Annotated in this window: 15 protein-coding genes; 10 read left to right on the plus strand and 5 right to left on the minus strand. The window is 72.4% G+C overall.

Features of this window, described 5'->3' with window-relative positions:
- Nucleotides 1-32 precede the first annotated feature (32 nt).
- From AB0C66_RS26735 to AB0C66_RS26750, 4 genes are all read left to right on the plus strand, one after another.
- The gene (locus tag AB0C66_RS26735; RefSeq protein WP_362443651.1) at nucleotides 33-236 is read left to right on the plus strand and encodes an MbtH family protein; all 204 of its coding nucleotides are present in this window, start codon (nucleotides 33-35) and stop codon (nucleotides 234-236) included.
- 160 nt (nucleotides 237-396) lie between these two features.
- Nucleotides 397-984 carry a helix-turn-helix domain-containing protein gene (locus AB0C66_RS26740; protein ID WP_362443654.1) on the plus strand — a complete coding sequence of 196 codons (588 nt, stop codon included), beginning with the start codon at nucleotides 397-399 and terminating at the stop codon, nucleotides 982-984.
- An 82-nt stretch (nucleotides 985-1,066) separates the two neighbouring features.
- Nucleotides 1,067-2,434 (plus strand): FAD-binding oxidoreductase, encoded by a 1,368-nt coding sequence (locus AB0C66_RS26745; protein ID WP_362443657.1) that lies wholly within the window; start codon nucleotides 1,067-1,069, stop codon nucleotides 2,432-2,434.
- A 2-nt stretch (nucleotides 2,435-2,436) separates the two neighbouring features.
- Nucleotides 2,437-3,759, plus strand: coding sequence for an MFS transporter (locus tag AB0C66_RS26750; RefSeq protein WP_362443660.1), 1,323 nt, complete (start codon nucleotides 2,437-2,439; stop codon nucleotides 3,757-3,759).
- A 66-nt stretch (nucleotides 3,760-3,825) separates the two neighbouring features.
- On the opposite strand, the gene AB0C66_RS26755 is transcribed toward AB0C66_RS26750, so the two are convergent.
- A complete protein-coding gene (locus AB0C66_RS26755) occupies nucleotides 3,826-4,962 on the minus strand; it encodes a DNA alkylation repair protein (protein ID WP_362443663.1) in 1,137 nt (378 codons plus the stop codon).
- 290 nt (nucleotides 4,963-5,252) lie between these two features.
- On the opposite strand from AB0C66_RS26755, the gene AB0C66_RS26760 reads away from it, so the two are divergent.
- Nucleotides 5,253-6,113: a LuxR C-terminal-related transcriptional regulator gene (locus AB0C66_RS26760; protein ID WP_362443665.1), complete on the plus strand. Its 861-nt coding sequence runs from the start codon at nucleotides 5,253-5,255 to the stop codon at nucleotides 6,111-6,113.
- Between the two features lie 11 nt (nucleotides 6,114-6,124).
- Here the strand turns inward: AB0C66_RS26760 and AB0C66_RS26765 are convergent, their stop codons facing one another.
- Nucleotides 6,125-6,889, minus strand: a complete 765-nt coding sequence (locus tag AB0C66_RS26765) for an IclR family transcriptional regulator C-terminal domain-containing protein (protein WP_362443668.1) — start codon at nucleotides 6,887-6,889, stop codon at nucleotides 6,125-6,127.
- The gene (locus AB0C66_RS26770) at nucleotides 6,886-8,433 is read right to left on the minus strand and encodes an APC family permease (RefSeq protein WP_362443671.1); all 1,548 of its coding nucleotides are present in this window, start codon (nucleotides 8,431-8,433) and stop codon (nucleotides 6,886-6,888) included. The genes AB0C66_RS26765 and AB0C66_RS26770 overlap by 4 nt, the downstream gene beginning before the upstream one ends.
- 316 nt (nucleotides 8,434-8,749) lie before the next feature.
- On the opposite strand from AB0C66_RS26770, the gene AB0C66_RS26775 reads away from it, so the two are divergent.
- The 4 genes from AB0C66_RS26775 to AB0C66_RS26790 all read left to right on the plus strand — a co-directional run bounded on the left by AB0C66_RS26775 (nucleotide 8,750) and on the right by AB0C66_RS26790 (nucleotide 14,235).
- Nucleotides 8,750-10,201, plus strand: a complete 1,452-nt coding sequence (locus AB0C66_RS26775; protein WP_362443674.1) for an APC family permease — start codon at nucleotides 8,750-8,752, stop codon at nucleotides 10,199-10,201.
- A complete protein-coding gene (locus tag AB0C66_RS26780; RefSeq protein ID WP_362443677.1) occupies nucleotides 10,198-12,120 on the plus strand; it encodes a primary-amine oxidase in 1,923 nt (640 codons plus the stop codon). The genes AB0C66_RS26775 and AB0C66_RS26780 overlap by 4 nt, the downstream gene beginning before the upstream one ends.
- 13 nt (nucleotides 12,121-12,133) lie before the next feature.
- A complete protein-coding gene (locus AB0C66_RS26785) occupies nucleotides 12,134-12,661 on the plus strand; it encodes a DUF5134 domain-containing protein (protein WP_362443680.1) in 528 nt (175 codons plus the stop codon).
- A 77-nt stretch (nucleotides 12,662-12,738) separates the two neighbouring features.
- Entirely contained in the window at nucleotides 12,739-14,235 is a 1,497-nt protein-coding gene (locus AB0C66_RS26790; RefSeq protein ID WP_362443682.1) for an aldehyde dehydrogenase family protein, read from the plus strand.
- Between the two features lie 66 nt (nucleotides 14,236-14,301).
- Here the strand turns inward: AB0C66_RS26790 and AB0C66_RS26795 are convergent, their stop codons facing one another.
- Nucleotides 14,302-14,934: a DJ-1/PfpI family protein gene (locus AB0C66_RS26795; RefSeq protein ID WP_362443685.1), complete on the minus strand. Its 633-nt coding sequence runs from the start codon at nucleotides 14,932-14,934 to the stop codon at nucleotides 14,302-14,304.
- 120 nt (nucleotides 14,935-15,054) lie between these two features.
- Nucleotides 15,055-16,002, minus strand: coding sequence for a GlxA family transcriptional regulator (locus tag AB0C66_RS26800; protein ID WP_362443688.1), 948 nt, complete (start codon nucleotides 16,000-16,002; stop codon nucleotides 15,055-15,057).
- Nucleotides 16,003-16,296: 294 nt separating this feature from the next.
- Here AB0C66_RS26800 and AB0C66_RS26805 point away from each other — a divergent pair, with 294 nt between their 5' ends.
- Nucleotides 16,297-17,535 (plus strand): ANTAR domain-containing protein, encoded by a 1,239-nt coding sequence (locus AB0C66_RS26805; protein WP_362443691.1) that lies wholly within the window; start codon nucleotides 16,297-16,299, stop codon nucleotides 17,533-17,535.
- Nucleotides 17,536-17,607: the final 72 nt, after the last annotated feature.

Genomic DNA, 17,607 nt, shown 5'->3' on the forward strand with positions numbered 1-17,607 from the left:
CGGCACGAACCGACACGCAAGAGGAGAACACCATGGACGACAACGCCCGCTACCAGGTGCTGCGCAACGACGAGGACCAGTACTCGCTGTGGCCCGCCGATCTCGAGGTGCCCGACGGCTGGCACCCGGTCGGCAAGGAGGGCACCAAGGAGGAGTGCTCGGCCCATGTCGACGAGGTGTGGACCGATATGCGGCCGCGCAGTCTGCGGGAGCGCATGGACCAGGCTGCCTCCTGAGCCAGGTCCGCATGGCGAGGGCGGCCGGTCGCACCGCGTACCGGCCGGCCCTCGCCGGGGCGTCACCCGGGCAGGCCGAGTGGGCGGCCCGGTAAAGATTTCTGAGTTCTTACTACAGACCCTTGTGCTCAAGGCTCAGCCGTCTCTACGGTGGCACGCCATGGAACACGAACTCCCCGTCCAGCGGTCCGGGGGCGACGACGAATCCGTGGGCGAGCGGCTGCGCACCCTGCGCAAGGCCCGCCGTCTGACGCTCAAGGCCGTCGCCGGGTCCGCCGGGATCAGCGAGGGCTATCTGAGCCAGATAGAGCGCGGTCAGGCCAACCCGAGCATCGCCACCCTCCAGCAGATCTCCTCCGCGCTCGGGCTGAAGGTGGCCGATCTGTTCGGCGACGACTTCACCAGCGGGCCGAGTGTGCTGCGGGCCGACGAGGCACCGCGGCTGGCCCTCGGGGTGCTCGGCGGACGCAAGTTCCGGCTGACGCCGGGGCCGCAGCACCATCTCGAGGTGTTCCTCGGGGAGTTCGACGCCGGTGGCTCCACGGGCGACACCCAGTACAGCCACGGTGACTCGGAGGAGTTCCTGTACGTCCTCGAGGGGACGGTCAGGCTTTGCCTGGGCGACCGCGGTTTCACCCTCGGCGGTGGCGACAGCATCCGCTACTCCTCCGCCGTACCGCACCGGCTGTGCGAGACGGCCGGGGCCGGCGCCCGAGTGCTGTGGGTGATCAGCCCGCCCAGCTACTGACCCGTCCCGCAGCCACCTCAGAAACCGGGCCACCACGACCGCCCGACCAGCGGCCGGACTACACGATTGGCTGAGTGCCGCAGTGCTGAACGGAAATGTGTCCTTCTGGTACCGCCAGACCGGCTTCCCCGAACGACGGCCGCCGCTGGACGGCGACCTCACCACCGATGTGTGCGTGGTGGGCGCGGGCTTCACGGGGCTGTGGACCGCGTACTACCTCAAGCGGGCCGCGCCCGAGCTCGACATCACCGTCGTGGAGCGGGAGTTCGCCGGATTCGGCGCGTCGGGGCGGAACGCGGGCTGGCTGAGCAGCAAGATCGCCGGATCGGCCGCCACCTACGCCGGGCGGCGGGGCCGCGACGCCGTGATCGCCCTCCAGCGGGAGATGGTCCGGACCGTGGACGAGGTGATCGCGGTGGCGGAGGCCGAGGGCATCGAGGCCGATATCGTCCGCAGCGGCTATCTCACCGTCGCCCGCGGCGCGGCCCAGCTGCCCCGGCTGCGGGCGGTGTACGAGCAGGCGCGCCACTGGGGCATGGCGGACCTTGCCTGGCTGAGCGCACCCGAGGTCACCGAGCGGTTGCGGCTGGACGGCGCGCTGGCCGGTTACCACAATCCGCACTGTGCCCGGGTGCACCCGGCCAAGCTGGTGCGCGGGCTGGCCGGGGCGGTGGCGGCGAGCGGGGTGCGGATCCTGGAGTCCACCCCGGTGACCGCGCTCGCGCCCGGCCGGGTCAGCACACCGTTCGGCACCGTCCGCGCGGACCGGATCGTACGCGCCACCGAGGGTTTCACCAGCGCGCTGGAGGGCGAGCGGCGCACCTGGCTGCCGATGAACTCCTCGATGATCGTCACCGAACCGCTCCCCGACCGGCTGTGGAAGCGGCTCGGCTGGGAGGGGCAGGAGCTGCTGAGCGACGCCACCCACGCGTACACCTACGGCCAGCGCACCCCCGACGGGCGGATCGCGATCGGCGGCCGGGGGGTGCCGTATCGTTTCGGCTCACGTACCGACCGGAGTGGGCAGACCTCGGCCGACACCGTGCGCGCCCTGCGCTCCATCCTGACCTCCCTCTTCCCGGACACCGCCGACGTGGCCATCGACCACGCCTGGTCGGGGGTGCTGGCCGTGCCCCGTGACTGGTGCGCCTCGATCGACTTCGACCCGGCCACCGGGCTGGGCTCCGCCGGTGGCTATGTCGGCCACGGTGTGGCCGCCACCAATCTGGCCGGACGCACCCTGTGTGATCTGCTGCTGGGCCGCTCCAGCGAACTGACCGAGCTGCCCTGGGTCGGCCACCGCACCCGCAAGTGGGAACCGGAGCCGTTCCGCTGGCTCGGGGTGCACGGAATGTACGCCGCCTATCGCGCGGCCGACCGCGCCGAGGCCGCCGGACGCACCACCACCTCCCCCATCGCCCTGCTCGCCGACCGGATATCTGGACGCTGACCATGAACCACGCCACCGCCACCACCGCGGCCACGGGCGAGTCCGGGGCCACCGACCGTACCCGGGCCGCCCGTCGGGCCGGTCTGGCCTCCTTCATCGGCACCACCGTCGAGTGGTACGACTTCTACATCTACTCCACCGCCTCCGCACTCGTCCTCGGCGATGTCTTCTTCGGTGGCGGAGGCGGTACGACCGGCGCGCTGGAGGCGTTCGGCACCCTGTGGCTGGGGTTCCTCGCCCGGCCGATCGGCGGTCTGCTCTTCGGCCACCTCGGTGACCGTATCGGCCGTAAGAAGACACTGGTCACCACCTTGCTGATGATGGGCATCGCCACCACCCTCATCGGACTGCTGCCCGGCTACGACCAGGTCGGGGTGGCCGCGCCCGCCGCGCTGGTGGTGCTGCGCATGCTCCAGGGCATCGCGGTCGGCGGCGAATGGGGCGGTGCGGTGCTCATCGCCAGTGAACACGCGCCCAAGGGGCGGGCGTTGTCGTTCGGTGCCTTCGCCCAGCAGGGTTCACCCGCCGGATCGATCCTCGCCACCGGGATGTTCGCACTGCTCACCCAGCTTCCGGACGAGTCGTTCGACGCCTGGGGCTGGCGCATCCCCTTCCTGTTCTCCGCCGTGATGGTGGTGGTCGGTCTCGCGGTGCGGCTGAAGGTCGAGGAGTCCCCGGAGTTCACCCGGCTGCGCGAGGAGAAGCGGGTGGCGCGGGTGCCGCTGCGGGACCTGGTCACGGGACATCCCGGAACCCTCGCGCTCGGTGTGCTCGCGAGCTCGATCGGCATCGCCGCCACCTACTTCATCACCACGTTCATCCTGTCGTGGGCCACCGGCGATCTGGGCATGGACCGCTCCACCATGCTCAATGTGCTGCTCGTCTACAGCGTGGTGCAGTTCTTCGTCCAGCCCTTCGGAGTGGTGCTGGCCGAGCGGTTCGGTCCGCGCCGGACCGTGGCCACCCTGCTGGCACTCAACTTCTGCCTGGTGCCGGTGATGTACGCCTGTGTCTCGACCTCGAACCCCACACTGGCGGGGCTGGGGATCAGTCTGCTGGGTGTCACCGGCGCGATGAACTACGCGATCCTGGCGGGGCTGCTGGCCGCCGCGTTCCCGATCGCCGTCCGCTACACCGGTATCTCCCTGTCCTACCAGCTGTGTTCGGCGCTCATCGGCGGGACGGCACCGCTGGTCGGCGAGTGGCTGCTGCACACCTCCGGCGGCTCGATCGTGCCGGTGGTGATCTACCAGATGGTGCTGGTGGCGGTGTCCCTGATCTGTTCGCTGGCCCTGCTGGCGCGGGCGCGGACGGTACGCGACTGACCGCCGTCCACGGACGACCGGAGCCCGGACGGCGTGGCCGTTCCGGGCTCCGTACGCGCCGCGCGCTCAGGGGGCCACGGGCCGGGGGATCACCAGCTCGAACGGGGCCGAGCCGCGCGGCTCCCCGTTGATCTGGAGCTCCACCCTGTGCTCACCGGGGTGGAACACCCGGGTGCTGATCTGCCGGAAGGAGCGCACCCGGCTGAAGGTCTCCGTCGTTCCCGGCCCGAGTGTCAGGGTGGTCAGCTTGTACACCTTCGGCGAGGTGGTGCCGTTGGCCTTGCGGTAGTGGACGAGGTAGTCGACGGCCAGCCGCAGCGGGGTGGCCCCGGTGTTCTCCAGGGTGAAGCCGAAGCGCAGTTCACCACCGACCCGTACGACCGGCTCGGCCACCGTCGGACCGGACACGGCCAGGGTGGTGACCGGTGCGAAGCCGAGCAGCGCCAGGGCCCGCGGATCCCCGCGCTTCACCACCGTGCGCAGACCGTGCCGGATCACCCGCGGTGTCCGGGCGTCGGGGGCCGCGGCCCAGGCCGCGGCGGTCTCCACGGCCAGCTCCGGACGGTCGTGGCTGATGTCATTGAGGTGGTTGGCCACCGAGCGCCGCACATACTCCGACGGGTCCCGGTACAGCGCGTCCAGCAGGGGCAGCGTGGCCTCGGGGCGGGCGGAGAGGGCGGGCACCCGGACCGCCCAGGGCAGCCGGGGCCGGGTGCCCTCGCTGGCCAGCCGCCGTACATGCTCATCGGGGTGCGCGGTCCACTCCCGTATCACCGCCATCGCCCGGTCCGGATCGGCGTTCAGCAGCCGCCTGATGGCGTACTCGCAGGTGAGACGGGGTGTGAGCGCGGCGAGCAGCTGTAGCGCGTCCTCGAAGGTGTCCCCCGGGCCGTCCGGATCGGCCGCCCGGTGCTCCAGCGCCCGTACCGCCACGGCCTCGCTCACCGGCCAGATCAGCCAGCCGGTGAACCCCACGTCGCCGAGCGCGGCCCGCACCCGCTTCGCCAGCTCCGGGTAGTCGCCCGGCAGATCGGTGAGCAGCGCGTCACGGACCAGGTCGCTGCGCTCCCGCAGCCCCAGGCCGTCCAGCGCGGTCACCGTCCGCCGTACGGCGGTGAGCGGCCGTGCCGGGTCCACGGCCTCCATCCGGGCGGCGAGATCCGCCACCACCCCGGCTCCCAGCAATTCATCCGCGGTCGGCACCGGCCGTCCCCCTGTCCTCTGTGGTTTCGGCGAGGTCCGGGAGTGCGCACCGGAGAACCGCCGGATTCACTTTAGCAGTGGACATCGGACGCCTTACGCGGGCGAGTTCACGCGCAGGGGAAGCGGGTGAGTTCAAGCGCGCCGGAATTCGGCGGCGCGGCCATCCGGAGAACCGAAGAGGACAACAACTCCCTTTCTTTTCCGGCCCAGGGCCTTTTGCCGCGGCGTTACGCCGTCTTATGCTGCGCGATACGCACGGAGCCGACTACCCCCGGAAAGGGGCAGTGGCAATGCAAACGAGTACCGACCTCTCCCTGCGGCCCGACGACGGGGACGCCTTCCGGCAGGCGCTCCGCTCGGTCCAGAAGCGCTCCCACCTCCCGGTCGTCTTCGGCGGCCAGGTGTCCGAGGGCGTCCTGCGGCTGTCGGAGTTCGCCGGGGTACGGACGGCGGCGCTGCGCGGGCTCGGCATCAGATCCGCGACCGGCCTCGGCGGCCGGGTCCTGGCCAGTCGGCGGCCCGCCTCCGTGGCCGACTACGAGGCATCGCGCTCGATCACCCATGACTACGACGGCCCGGTGGCCGCGGAGGGCATACGTTCCGTGGTCGCGGTCCCCGTCGTGGTCACCGGCGCGGTGCGCGGGGTGCTCTACGGCGCCAGCCGTACCGTCACCTCCCTCGGGGACCGGGCGACGGACGCGGTCGTGGACATCTCACGGCAGCTGGCCGGGGAGCTCGCCGTACGGGACGAGGTCGACCGGCGGCTGCGGCTCCAGCGGGCGGCGGAGTGCGAGCCGGCCACCCCGGAGGAGCGGTTCCGGGCCGAGGAGGTCCGTGAGCTCCACGCCGAACTGCGGCTGATCGCCCAGGCGGTGGGGGACGAGGCGCTGCGCGCCCGGCTCTGCGCCGCCTCCCGGCGGCTGGCCGGACTCGGCTCCACCACCCCCGAACCGGCCGGGTCGCTCTCCCCCCGGGAGCTCGACGTCCTCGCCCAGGTCGCGCTGGGCTGCACCAACGCCGAGGCCGCCGACCGGCTCTCGCTGCGCCCGGAGACCGTCAAGGCGTATCTGCGCGGCGCCATGCGCAAGCTGGACGCCCGGACCCGTTTCGAGGCCGTGGTCGTCGCCCGCCGCCGGGGCCTGCTGCCGTAGCGGCGGGGGTCTCAGGCCAGCAGCGGGGCCAGCCGGTCGGCGTGCTCGCGCAACACGGCGATCAGCTCGCCGTTGGGCTGCGCCACCCGCGCGGGCGGTCCGGCGAGGGCGAGTCCCGCGACCAGGGCGCCGGTGGCCGGATGGCGCACCGGGACGGCGAGACAGCCGCGGTCCGGGCGCAGCTCACCGCACTGGCGGGCGAGTTGGGCGGCGGCCACTTCCTTGAGCTCGGCGGTCAGCCCGGCCGGGTCGGTGATGGTGTGGCGGGTGAACCGGTGCGGTTCGGGGAGGTGCGCGGCGAACTCCCCGTCCCCGGCCTCTTCGGCGAGCAGCAGTTTGCCGAGGGCGGAGGCGTGGGGATGGCGGGCCAGCAGGGCTTCCTCTGACGGCGGATGGTCCGGGTCGGGATCGGTCAGCACGATCCGTCCGGTGGTGAGGTCGGCCAGGTGCACACCCCAGCGGATCACCTCGCGCAGATGGTCGAGCACGGCGCGGGCGGCGGTCGGCAGCGGCGGAGCGACGGGGACGCACAGCCGGGCCGCCCGGCGGCCGAGCGCGAAACCGCCCAGACCCGGCAGCCGGACCAGATACTCCTCGGCGACCAGCAGGTTGAGCAGCCGGTAGGTGGTCGCCGAGGGCAGTCCGAGGGCGCGCGATATCTCCTTGGCCGTGGCGCCCGGCCCGATGGCGATCACCTCCTCCAGCACGGCGAGGGCGTTCCGCACCGCCCGGGGCTGGCGTCCGGACAGGGCGGCGGGCTCCCGCGGCGGGCTCATCCGCGGTCCTCCGGCGCGGCCGGGCCGTGGAGCAGATCGGCGGCGCTGGTCTCGTCGTAGATCCCGACCGCCGCGAGCTCCCGCGGTCGGCGCAGCCGCAGCCAGCCGAACCACAGGGCACCGGCGGCCGGGACCGCGCCGATCGCCCACAGCGCCCAGCCGGACTGGGTGGTGACGAAGGCGCCCAGGACCACCATCAGCACCGGTGCGCAGATCGCCGTCACCACCACAGGACCGAGGGTGAGTTCGCCGATGCGGTGCAGAAAGACGGGCGCGGCGAGGCAGATCAGCAGATAGGCCACGAGGTAGCCGAAGGCGGCGGTTTTGAGCAGCACCGGCAGCGCGCGGCCCGCGTCCACGCCCGCGAGCCGCAGCGCCACGGGTACGGCGGCCATCAGCGGCAGGGCCACGGCGATGGCGAGGTGCGGCGTACGGTGCCGGGGGTGGGCGGCTCCCAGGGCGCGTGGCGCGATGCCCTCCCGGCCCATCGAGAACACCACCCGGACCAGGGCGGTGGCGCTGGCCAGCGCGGCGGCGAAGAAGGACAGCGCGATACCGCCCTCGAGCAGGACCGAGAGCCAGGGCAGCCGCTGGGCGGTGGCCAGGGCCCCGACGGGTTCCCGCTGCCCGGCCAGCCCGCCGGGCACATCGTCGAGGCCCAGCTGCTGCGCGTACGCGGCGAGCAGCAGGAGCAGCCCGGAGGCACCGGCCGTCCACTGCACGGCGCGTGGCACGGTACGGAACGGGCGGCGGGCCTCGACCCCGAGGGCGGCCGCCGCCTCGAAGCCGATGAAGGCGGCGAGGGCGGGCAGCACTCCGGCGGCGGTGGCGCCGAGGTCGGGACGGGCAGGACCGAGCCCGGGGAGGCCGTCCGGCGGGCCGTGGCGGGCCAGCAGCGTTCCGAAGATCACCAGCATCAGGGTGATCGAGGCCGCCTCGGTCAGCAGCATCACCCGCGCGGCCAGCCGGATGCCGAGGACCATCAGGGCCGTCGCGGCGGCGGCGAGCACGAGCAGGACGGCGATGAACACCGGGGCGGAACGGCCGGTGCCGATCCCGCCGCGGGCGAGGAGGATGCCGAGGTAGTCGGCCGATCCACTGAGGGCGGCCATGGTCAGCGCGCCATAGCCGACCAGCAGCGCACAGCCGCTGGTGAAGGCGGCGGTGGGGCCGAGCCCCTTGGCGGTGAGGCTGTACAGCGAGCCCGCCGCGGCCATCCGCCGGGTGAACCGGCCGACGCATGAGCCCACCAGCAGGGCCACGACGGTGGCGACGGCGAACGACCAGAGGGTGGCGGGCCCGGCCTGGGAGGCCACGATCGCCGGGGTGGCGGCCATGGCGGCGGTCGGGGCCGCGCCGGACACCGACTGGGCGAGCACCTGGAGCGGATCGAGCCGCCGCCGGTCCAGCCCGTGTACGGGGGAACGGGAGCGGAGCCGGTGCGGCTCGCGGGTGGCGGCCTCGGCCAGGGCCACATAGCCGCCGGCGCGCGGCGGCCTCGGCCGCTCCTCCACCGGAGGCCCTCTCCGCTCGCCGGGACGCATCGGGCTCCTCCCGTGTGCTGTGGGGCCGGGCCGTGGGAAAACCTCGCGGAAGGCGGCCGGGAATTGTGTCCCGCGGGGTCCTTCGTGGCGAACAAGGTAACGCACCGGGCCGCGTCGGCCCACCGCCCCGGCGGAATGAGAATTCCCGGTGCGCGATTCCCGGGTTATGAGAATCCGGGCCGCCGCATTCCCTGGTTGCGCGAGAGCGGCGGGGCGGGATTTACCGGCCGGGAGATCGCGCCTTGACCCCGGGTGGCGGCGCCGCGAACGTCAATGCCCATCGCCATCCGCCTCGACCAGATCCCCGGGAGGATCCATGGACGCGGGGAGAACATCCAAGCTCGACGGCTCGCTGGGAGTCCGGTCGGTCGTCTTCATGGTGGTGGCCGCGGCCGCCCCACTCACCGTGATCGCGGGGGCGGTTCCGGTGGGCATCGCGCTCGGCAACGGGGCGGGCTTCCCCGCCACCTTCATGGTGTGCTGCGCGATCCTGACGCTGTTCGCGGTGGGCTTCTGCGCCATGACCCGCCATGTGCCGCACGCGGGCGCATTCTACGCATACGTCCAGCAGGGGCTGGGCCGGGTGACCGGGCTGGGCTCGGCGTTCCTGGCGCTGGCCGCGTACACCGCCGTCCAGCTCGCGGTGTACGGCTACCTCGGCGCCACCCTGCGGGAGCTGGTGACCCACTACGGGGGCCCGGGGCTGCCGTGGCCGCTGTACGCGTTCGCCGCGCTGGGTCTGGTGGCGGTGCTCGGCTACCGGCATATCGAGCTGTCCAGCCGGGTGCTGGGGGTGCTGCTGGTCTGCGAGGTCGGCATCGTGCTGGTCTTCGATCTGGTGGTGACCGTACGGGGCGGGGACTCCGGACCGTCCACCGCGCCCCTGCACCTGTCGGAGATCGGCTCCGGATCGCCGGGCATCGGCATCATGTTCGCCATCGCCAGCTTCCTGGGCTTCGAGGCCACCGCCGTCTTCCGGGACGAGGCCCGCGACCCGGAGCGTACGGTCCCGCGCGCCACGTATCTCGCCCTGCTGCTGATCGGCGGCTTCTACGCGCTGTCGTCCTGGGCGCTGGTGTCCGCGTGGGGCGACCGGAAGGCCGTGGCCGAGGCGGGATCGGATCCTGCGGGCATGCTGATCGCCTCGGTGACCCGCTACCTCGGCGGCACGGGTGGCGACCTGGTCCGGATCCTGCTGGCCACCAGCCTGTTCGCGGCGCTGCTCTCGTTCCACAACGTGGTGGCGCGGTATGTGTTCTCGCTGGGGCGGTCCTCGGCCCTGCCCGCCGCCTGGGGCCGCTGCCACCCCCGCCACGGCTCCCCGTACCGGGCCTCGCTGGCGCAGAGCGCGGGCGCCCTGGTCCTGCTGGCGGTGTTCGTGACGGCCGGTCTCGACCCGGTGAGCCAGGTGTTCGCGTGGATGGCCGGGACCGCCACGCTGGGGGTGCTGGTGCTGATGTCGCTCACCTGTCTCTCGGTCATCGTCTTCTTCCGGCGCACCCGGGCGGACACCCGCCCCTGGCACACCCTGGTCGCCCCGCTGCTCGGCCTGGCCGGACTGTGCGGCTGCCTGGTGCTGACGGTGTCCAACTTCCCGCTGCTCATCGGCGGTTCCACCGCTCTCGCCGTGGCCATCGAGACGGTGCTCGCTACCTTCTTCGCCTCCGGTGTGGTCCTGGCGAAGCTACGGCGCGACGCGGCCCGCACCACCGGACACCACCCGGAACCACACGACCCGACCCCTCGTGAACTGGAGGAACTGGCATGAGCACCGCGCCCGTCACGGCCACCGCCGCCCATCCGCTGGACATGGCCACCGAGCAGGAGATCCGTACCGTCAAGGAGGTACTGACCGGCGCCGGGCTGCTCACCGGGACCGTACGGATGGCCTTCTGCGCACTGGAGGAGCCCGACAAGGCCACGGTGCTGGCCCACACCCCCGGCGCACCGGTGGACCGCCGCTTCCGGACCCTGCTGCTGGACCTGGCCACCGGCGGCTCCCGCGATGTGATCGTCTCGGCCACCCGCTCCGCGGTGGACCGCGACACCGCTCTCGACCCGGCGGTCACCGGTCAACTCCCCATCACCGACAGCGAATTCGACCTGGTGGAAGAGGTCCTGCTGGGCAGCGAGGAGTGGTGTGCCGCCCTCAAACGCCGTGAGCTGGACCCGGGCACGGTACGCACCGTGCCGCTGTCGGCGGGGGCGTACGACGACTGCCCCGGTGAGGCGGGCCGCCGGATCGTCCGCGCGCTGGGCTTCCAGCAGCTGCACGAGAAGGACCATCCCTGGGCCCATCCGGTGGACGGTCTGGTGGCCTTCGTGGACCTCACCCGCCGTAAGGTGATCCGGGTGATCGACCACCGGACGCATCCGGTCCCGGCCGAGCCGGGCAACTTCGACGACCCCGCGCAGACGGGCCCGTACCGCACCACGCTGCGGCCGATCGAGATCACCCAGCCGGAGGGGCCCGGCTTCACCCTCGAGGGCAATGAACTGCGCTGGCAGAACTGGAGTCTGCGGATCGGCTTCAACGAACGCGAGGGGCTGACCCTTCACCAGATCGCCTTCGACGACCGTCCGGTGGTCTACCGGGCGTCGGTGGCCGAGATGGTGGTGCCCTACGCCGACCCCTCGCCGGTGCGCTTCTGGCAGAACTACTTCGACTGCGGCGAGTACATGTTCGCCCGCTACACCAACTCGCTCGAGCTGGGCTGTGACTGCCTCGGGGAGATCACCTACGCCGATGTGGTGCTCGCCGACGACTTCGGCGATCCCACGGTGATCCGTAACGCCATCTGTCTGCACGAGGAGGACTACGGCGTGCTGTGGAAGCACAGCGATATGTTCGCGGGCTCCAGTGAGACCCGCCGCCAGCGCCGCATGGTGGTCTCGTTCTTCACCACCATCGGCAACTACGACTACGGCTTCTACTGGTACCTCTACCTGGACGGCACCATCCAGTGCGAGACCAAGGCCACCGGCGTGGTGTTCACCTCCGCCTACCCCGAGGAGGGCCATCGGTTCGCGAGCGAGATCGCGCCCGGCCTCGGCGCCCCGTACCACCAGCATCTGTTCTCCGCCCGGCTGGACATGATGGTCGACGGCGCGTGCAACGCGGTCGACGAGGTGGACGCGGTGCGGGTGCCCATCGGACCGGAGAATCCGTACGGCAACGCCTTCGCCGAACAGCGCACCCGGCTCACCCGCGAATCGCTCGCCCAGCGCCCGGCCGACGGAAGCCGGGCCCGTACCTGGCATATCGTCAACCCGGAGAAGACCAACCGGTTCGGCCGCCCCACCGGCTACGCCCTCCACCCCGAGGGCGGCCCCACCCTGCTGGCCGACGAATCCTCCGTCATCCACGGCCGCGCGGCCTTCGCCACCCGCCATCTGTGGGTCACCCCGTACCACCCCGACGAGCGCTATCCGGCGGGCGACTTCGTCAACCAGCACCCGGGCGGCGCCGGGCTGCCCGCGTGGACGGCGGCCGACCGCGCGGTGGACGGCGAGGACATCGTGGTGTGGCACACCTTCGGGCTCACCCACTTCCCGCGCCCGGAGGACTGGCCGGTGATGCCGGTGGACTACGCGGGCTTCACCCTGAAGCCGGTCGGCTTCTTCGACCGCAACCCCACCCTGGACGTGCCGCCGAGCGCGAACGGCCACTGTCACGGCCAGGGCTGAGGAGAGGTCTCCGATGATGGCGCTCGCGGCGCTGCTCGGGCTGATCAGCAGCGGCTGCTGTCTGGCGGCCCACCGCGAACGGGTGCCACGCCGCTGGGTGCCACATCTGGTCATGGCCACCGCCATGGTGGCCATGGCCCTGCCCGGGGCGGCCGGTCCGCTCGGCCCCGCGATCTGGTGTCTCGTCCTCGCCGCCGCCACCGGCTGGACTGCGCTGACGGTCACCGATCCGCCACGGGTACGGCTTCCGGTGGCGCTCGATCTGCTGGCCATGGCGGGCCTGTGCCACCTGCACTGGTACGCCACGGTGCGGGGTGGCACCGGCGCCGCGAGGGCGCATGGCCACTCCGGCACCGGACCCGGCATCGCTTCACCGTCCCCGTACCACGGGACACCGGCCGCCACGGTGGCCGCGCTGGTGCTGATCGCCCTGTGGGCCGCGGCCCGATGGGCGCTGCTGCGCCGTACCCGCACCCGGCGGGCGCGGGCCGGGCTCGGCTGTCTCGCCACGGCGGGCGCCCTCGGCCTGATGGTCCCATGAGCCGCCGCGCCCGCCCCCACCTCCCGTATCCCCCCGACCCCACCACCCGCCCCACCACCCGAGAGAAGGACGAAGCCATGACCACCACGCTGGACAGCGTCGTCTCCCCCACCGTCCGCGACTTCCTCGCGAGCGGCAAACAACTGCTGATCGACGGGGAGTGGGTGGATGCCGCGGCGGGCGCCACCTTCGCCACCCATGACCCGGCCACCGGGCGGAAGCTCACCGATGTGGCCCTCGGCACCGCCGAGGACGTCGACCGGGCCGTCGCCGCCGCCCGCCGTGCCTTCGAGGGTCCCTGGAGCCGGATCACCCCGTCCGAGCGGCAGCGGATCGTCTGGCGGATCGGCGACCGGCTGCTCGAACGGGCCGAGGAATTCGCTCAGTTGGAGTCCCTGGACAACGGTAAGTCCGCGGGGGTGGCCCAAGCGGTGGACGTCACCTGGGCGGCGGACATCTTCCACTACTACGCGGGCTGGGCCACCAAGGTGGAGGGCCGGACGATTCCGGTGTCGGTGCCCTGGATGCCGGGCGCGCAGTGGCACGCGTACACCCTCCGTGAACCGGTGGGGGTGTGCGGTCAGATCATCCCGTGGAACTTCCCGCTGCTGATGGCCGCGTTCAAGGTGGCCCCGGCCCTGGCCACCGGCAACACCGTGATCCTCAAGCCCGCTGAGCAGACCCCGCTGACCGCCCTGCTGCTCGGTGAGCTCATCCTCGAACTCGGCCTGCCGCCCGGTGTGTTCAACGTCATCACCGGCTATGGCGAGGCGGGTGCCGCCCTCGCCGCGCACGAGGGAGTGGACAAGGTGGCCTTCACCGGCTCCACCGAGGTCGGCAAGAAGATCGTCGACGCCGCGCGCGGCAACCTCAAGAAGGTCTCCCTCGAACTCGGTGGCAAGAGCCCCAATATCGTCTTCGCCGACGCGGATCTGGACGCGGCCGTACCCGGTTCGGCCAACGCATGGCTGTTCAACCACGGGCAGTGCTGTGTGGCGGGCACCCGGCTCTTCGTCGAGGACACCATCTTCGAGGAGTTCACCCAGGCCGTGGCGGACTTCGCCGGACAGGCCGTACTCGGCCCGGGGCTGGACCCGGACACCCAGGTCGGCCCGCTGATCGACCAGGAGCAACTGGACCGGGTCACCGGCTATCTGCGGCAGGGGCTCGCCGACGGCGCCCGGGCCCTGACCGGCGGGGGCCGTCACGGGGACACCGGCTTCTACGTGCAGCCGACCGTCCTGGTGGATGTCCGGCCCGAGTTGAGCGTGGTGCGCGAGGAGATCTTCGGCCCGGTGGTGGTCGCCCAGCCCTTCAACGCGGCGGAGGGTGTGGCATCGCAGGCCAATGACACCGACTTCGGTCTCGCGGCCGGGGTGTGGACCCGGGATGTTTCCCGGGCCCACCGGGTCGCCCGGCAGCTCAAGGCCGGAACGGTCTGGGTCAACACCTACAACGCCTTCGACACCGCGATGCCCTTCGGGGGCTATAAACAGTCCGGCTGGGGCCGGGAGCTGGGCGAGGGCGCGATCGACCTCTACACCCAGGTCAAGGCGGTCAATATGCAGCTGTGACGGTGGGGCGGGCCGACACGGGGGACGGCGGGATCCCAGCGGCCGCCGTCCTCCGTGCGCCAGGACCTAGCTCTGGACCTGGACCTCCCGGAGCATCCTGGCGGTCAGCTCCGCGGGCGCCTTGTCCGGTGAGCCGCTGTCGTACGGCGGCCGCGGATCGTACTGGAGCATCAGCTGCACGGTCTGCGCCATGGTGTCCCCGGCGAGCCGCCCGGCCAGGGCGAGGCCCATATCGATACCGGCGGAGACCCCCGCCGCGGTGACGTACTTGCCGTCGAACACATAGCGCTCGTCGACGGCCGCCACCCCCAGGGCCCTCAGCTCCTCCATGGCGGTCCAGTGGGTGGTGGCGCGGCGGCCGGTGAGCAGTCCGGCCGAGCCGAGGATCAGCGAACCCGTGCACACCGATGTGGTCCAGGTGGTGGTGGCGTCCACGGCCCGCAGCCAGTCGAGCACCGCCGAATTCTTCTGCTGCTCGCCCGGGAGCGGACCGCCGGGCACCAGCACGACATCCGGCCGCTCCACCTCCTCCAGGGTGGCCTCGGCCACCAGCTGGAGGCTGCCGCTGTCGTTGCGCACCGGGCCGCGGCGTTCGGCCACGAACACCGGCTGTGCGCCGGGCAGTCCGGCCAGGGTGTCGTACGGGCCGACGGCGTCGAGTGCGGTGAAGTGTTCGTAGAGCAGGATCGCGATCTGCACGATGGTGCCTCTCGGTCGGTGGTGAGGGCATCCCGGCGGACAACCCGCGGGACGGGGCTCAGGGCAAACGGGGCCTGGGGTAACGGGGCCTGGAAAAAGGAGACTTGGGGTGTACGGGGCTCAGGGGTGGAAGCGGCGCCGGTACTCGGCCGGGGCGGCGCCCAGGTCCCGGACGAAGGCGCGGCGCATGGCCTCCGGTGTGCCGTAGCCGCAGGCGCGCGAGACCTCCTCGATCCCGTCGTCGGTGTCCTCCAGCAGCCGCCGCGCCACTTCGAGCCGCACCTGGTCCACGTACCGGCCGGGCGAGGTGCCGACCTCCTCGCGGAAGACGCGGGCGAAGTGGCGCGGCGAAAGACGGGCGCGCTCGGCCAGGGCGGTGACGGACAGGTCCGCGCCGGGGTGTTCGGCGATGTACTGCTGGATGTCGCGCAGCGGGCGGCGCTGTGCGCTCTGTGCCGCGAGCTGGACGCTGAACTGCCGCTGGCTGCCGGGGCGGCGGAGGAAGACGACCAGATAGCGGGCGATGGCGAGCGCCACATCTCGGCCGAGGTCCTCCTCCACGAGCGCGAGCGAGAGGTCGATGCCACTGGTGACCCCGGCGGAGGTGGACACCGTCCCGTCGCGGATGAAGATGGGGTCCGGGTCCACCTCCACGGCGGGGAACCGCGCGGCCAGCCCCTCCCACAGCGCCCAGTGGGTCGTCACCCGGCGTCCGTCCAGCAGTCCGGCCGCGGCCAGCGGATAGGCCCCGGTGCACACCGACACCAGACGCCGCGCCAGCGGGGCGTTCTCACGCAGCCATGCGACGACGCCGGAGTCCATCACACGGGTGCCCTCACCGCCCGGCACGATGAGGGTGTGCGGGGCGGGGACGCCGCGCAGCGCCAGGTCCGGAGTGACCGTCAGCCCGCTGGAGGTGCGCACCGGTGAGCCGTCGAGACTGCCGGTCCTGATCTCGTACGTGCCGGGGACCATCTCGGCCGCACCGGTGAAGACCTCCAGCGGCCCCGTGAAGTCCAGGCTCTGCACGCCGTCGAAGAGGACGATGAGTACGGTGCGCCGTTCCATGCCTTCCATGCTGACCGCCGCCGGTGAGGACAGCAATGACGCTCTTCCCACCTTTTCTGCCATGGCCGGGTCGAGTGATCATCGCCACAGCGGGGGCGCGAGCAGGGACCGCGCGCGCCGTCCGCGCACCCCGTCCACCAGAACGTGGACGCCCTCCGCGGCTCCGTCCGTCCGGCGTCCGGGCGGCCGGGGCCGGCGTTGACTCCCGGTGCCCGGGCCGACCATGGTGGGCGAATCCCGGGGCGACGTCCCCTTTTGAGAGGCCCCGGGGAACGAGGCGGAATCGAGGCGGAGATGTACCAGATGCGTGGCCCCGAGAGACCGGTGCGTCCGGACGGCGACCTGGACCGACCGGACCATCCGCTGTTCGCCGCGGTCCTGCGGGCCGGGCTGGAAGGGCCCTCGGGCGCCGTGGTCGTCGATCTGTCCCGGGTGCACTCGGTGACGGCCGACGGTATGCGCGGACTGCTGGACTGTGTGCGCTCGCTGCACGCCGCGGGCGGCACCCTGTTGCTGGCCGCCGCCCCCGAGGCGGTGGCACGGCTGCTGCGGCTGACACTGGTCGAGACCGGCGTACGGCTCTTCCCCACCGTGGCCGAGGCCCGGCGGGCGGCGGCCCCCGCGCGTCCAACGGCCCCCGGAGCAGGGGCGGGAGCCGAGACACCGGCCCGGACGGAGGCCGCGACGGCCGCCGCCCGGGAGTCGGAACTCGAGCGGCTGCGCCGGGAGGCCGCGGATCTGCGCGGACGGCTGCGCTCGCATCCGCTGATCGCACAGGCGCAGGGCATTCTGCTGGAGCGCTACCGACTGTCCAGTCCGGAGGTGGCGTTCAGCCTGCTGAAGGAGAGCTCCCAGGCGCATAACGTAAAGCTGCGCACCCTGGCGGCCGCGCTCGTGGACGTTCCGCGCCCCGCACCGGGCAGTGCGCTGTGGTTCCCGGGCCGGGTGCGCCGCCCGGCGCCTCCGCTGCCGCTGCTGCCCGAGGCGCACCGGGGCGACGCCAACCGCGGCGCGGTGGTGAAGCGGGTGCTGTACCAGGCGCTGGAGACGGTGGACTCGCAGATGGGGGACCTCCAGCTCATCGATCCGGCGCGGCGGCTGCGGATGGAACAGCACCACGGCTTCGACCAGGAGTTCGTCGACTTCTTCGACGTGGTCGGCGACGGCGAGACGCCCTGCTCCCTGGCGGCCGAGCGGGCCCGCCCCGTCATGTCGGACGTCGCGACCGACCGGGTGTTCTCCGACGACGCCCGCACCCTCATCCTCTCCACGGGCTCCCGCACCGTGCACAGCTTCCCGATGACCGGTGGTTCCGGCCGGGTCGTCGGAGTGTTCTCCCTCCATGTGGACCGGACCGGGCGGGTTCTGAGCGCGGGCGAGGAGCGGCTCCTCACCCAGCTCGCCGCGCAGGGCGGCGCGTGGCTCGAGTGGCACGAGGCCACGGTCCTCCGCGACGCCCTCGAGCACCTCCACCAGCGGGCCACCCGCGACCGCGGTAGCCCGTCCGCCGCCTCCGGCACCCCGCACGGGTGAGGCACGGGTGAGGGGGGCCTTGACACGCGCCCCGGCCGGGTACCCCTGGGCGTGAACGGGTCCCCGGGGGCC

The organism is Streptomyces sp. NPDC048636 (assembly GCF_040650655.1).
GTDB lineage: Bacteria > Actinomycetota > Actinomycetes > Streptomycetales > Streptomycetaceae > Streptomyces.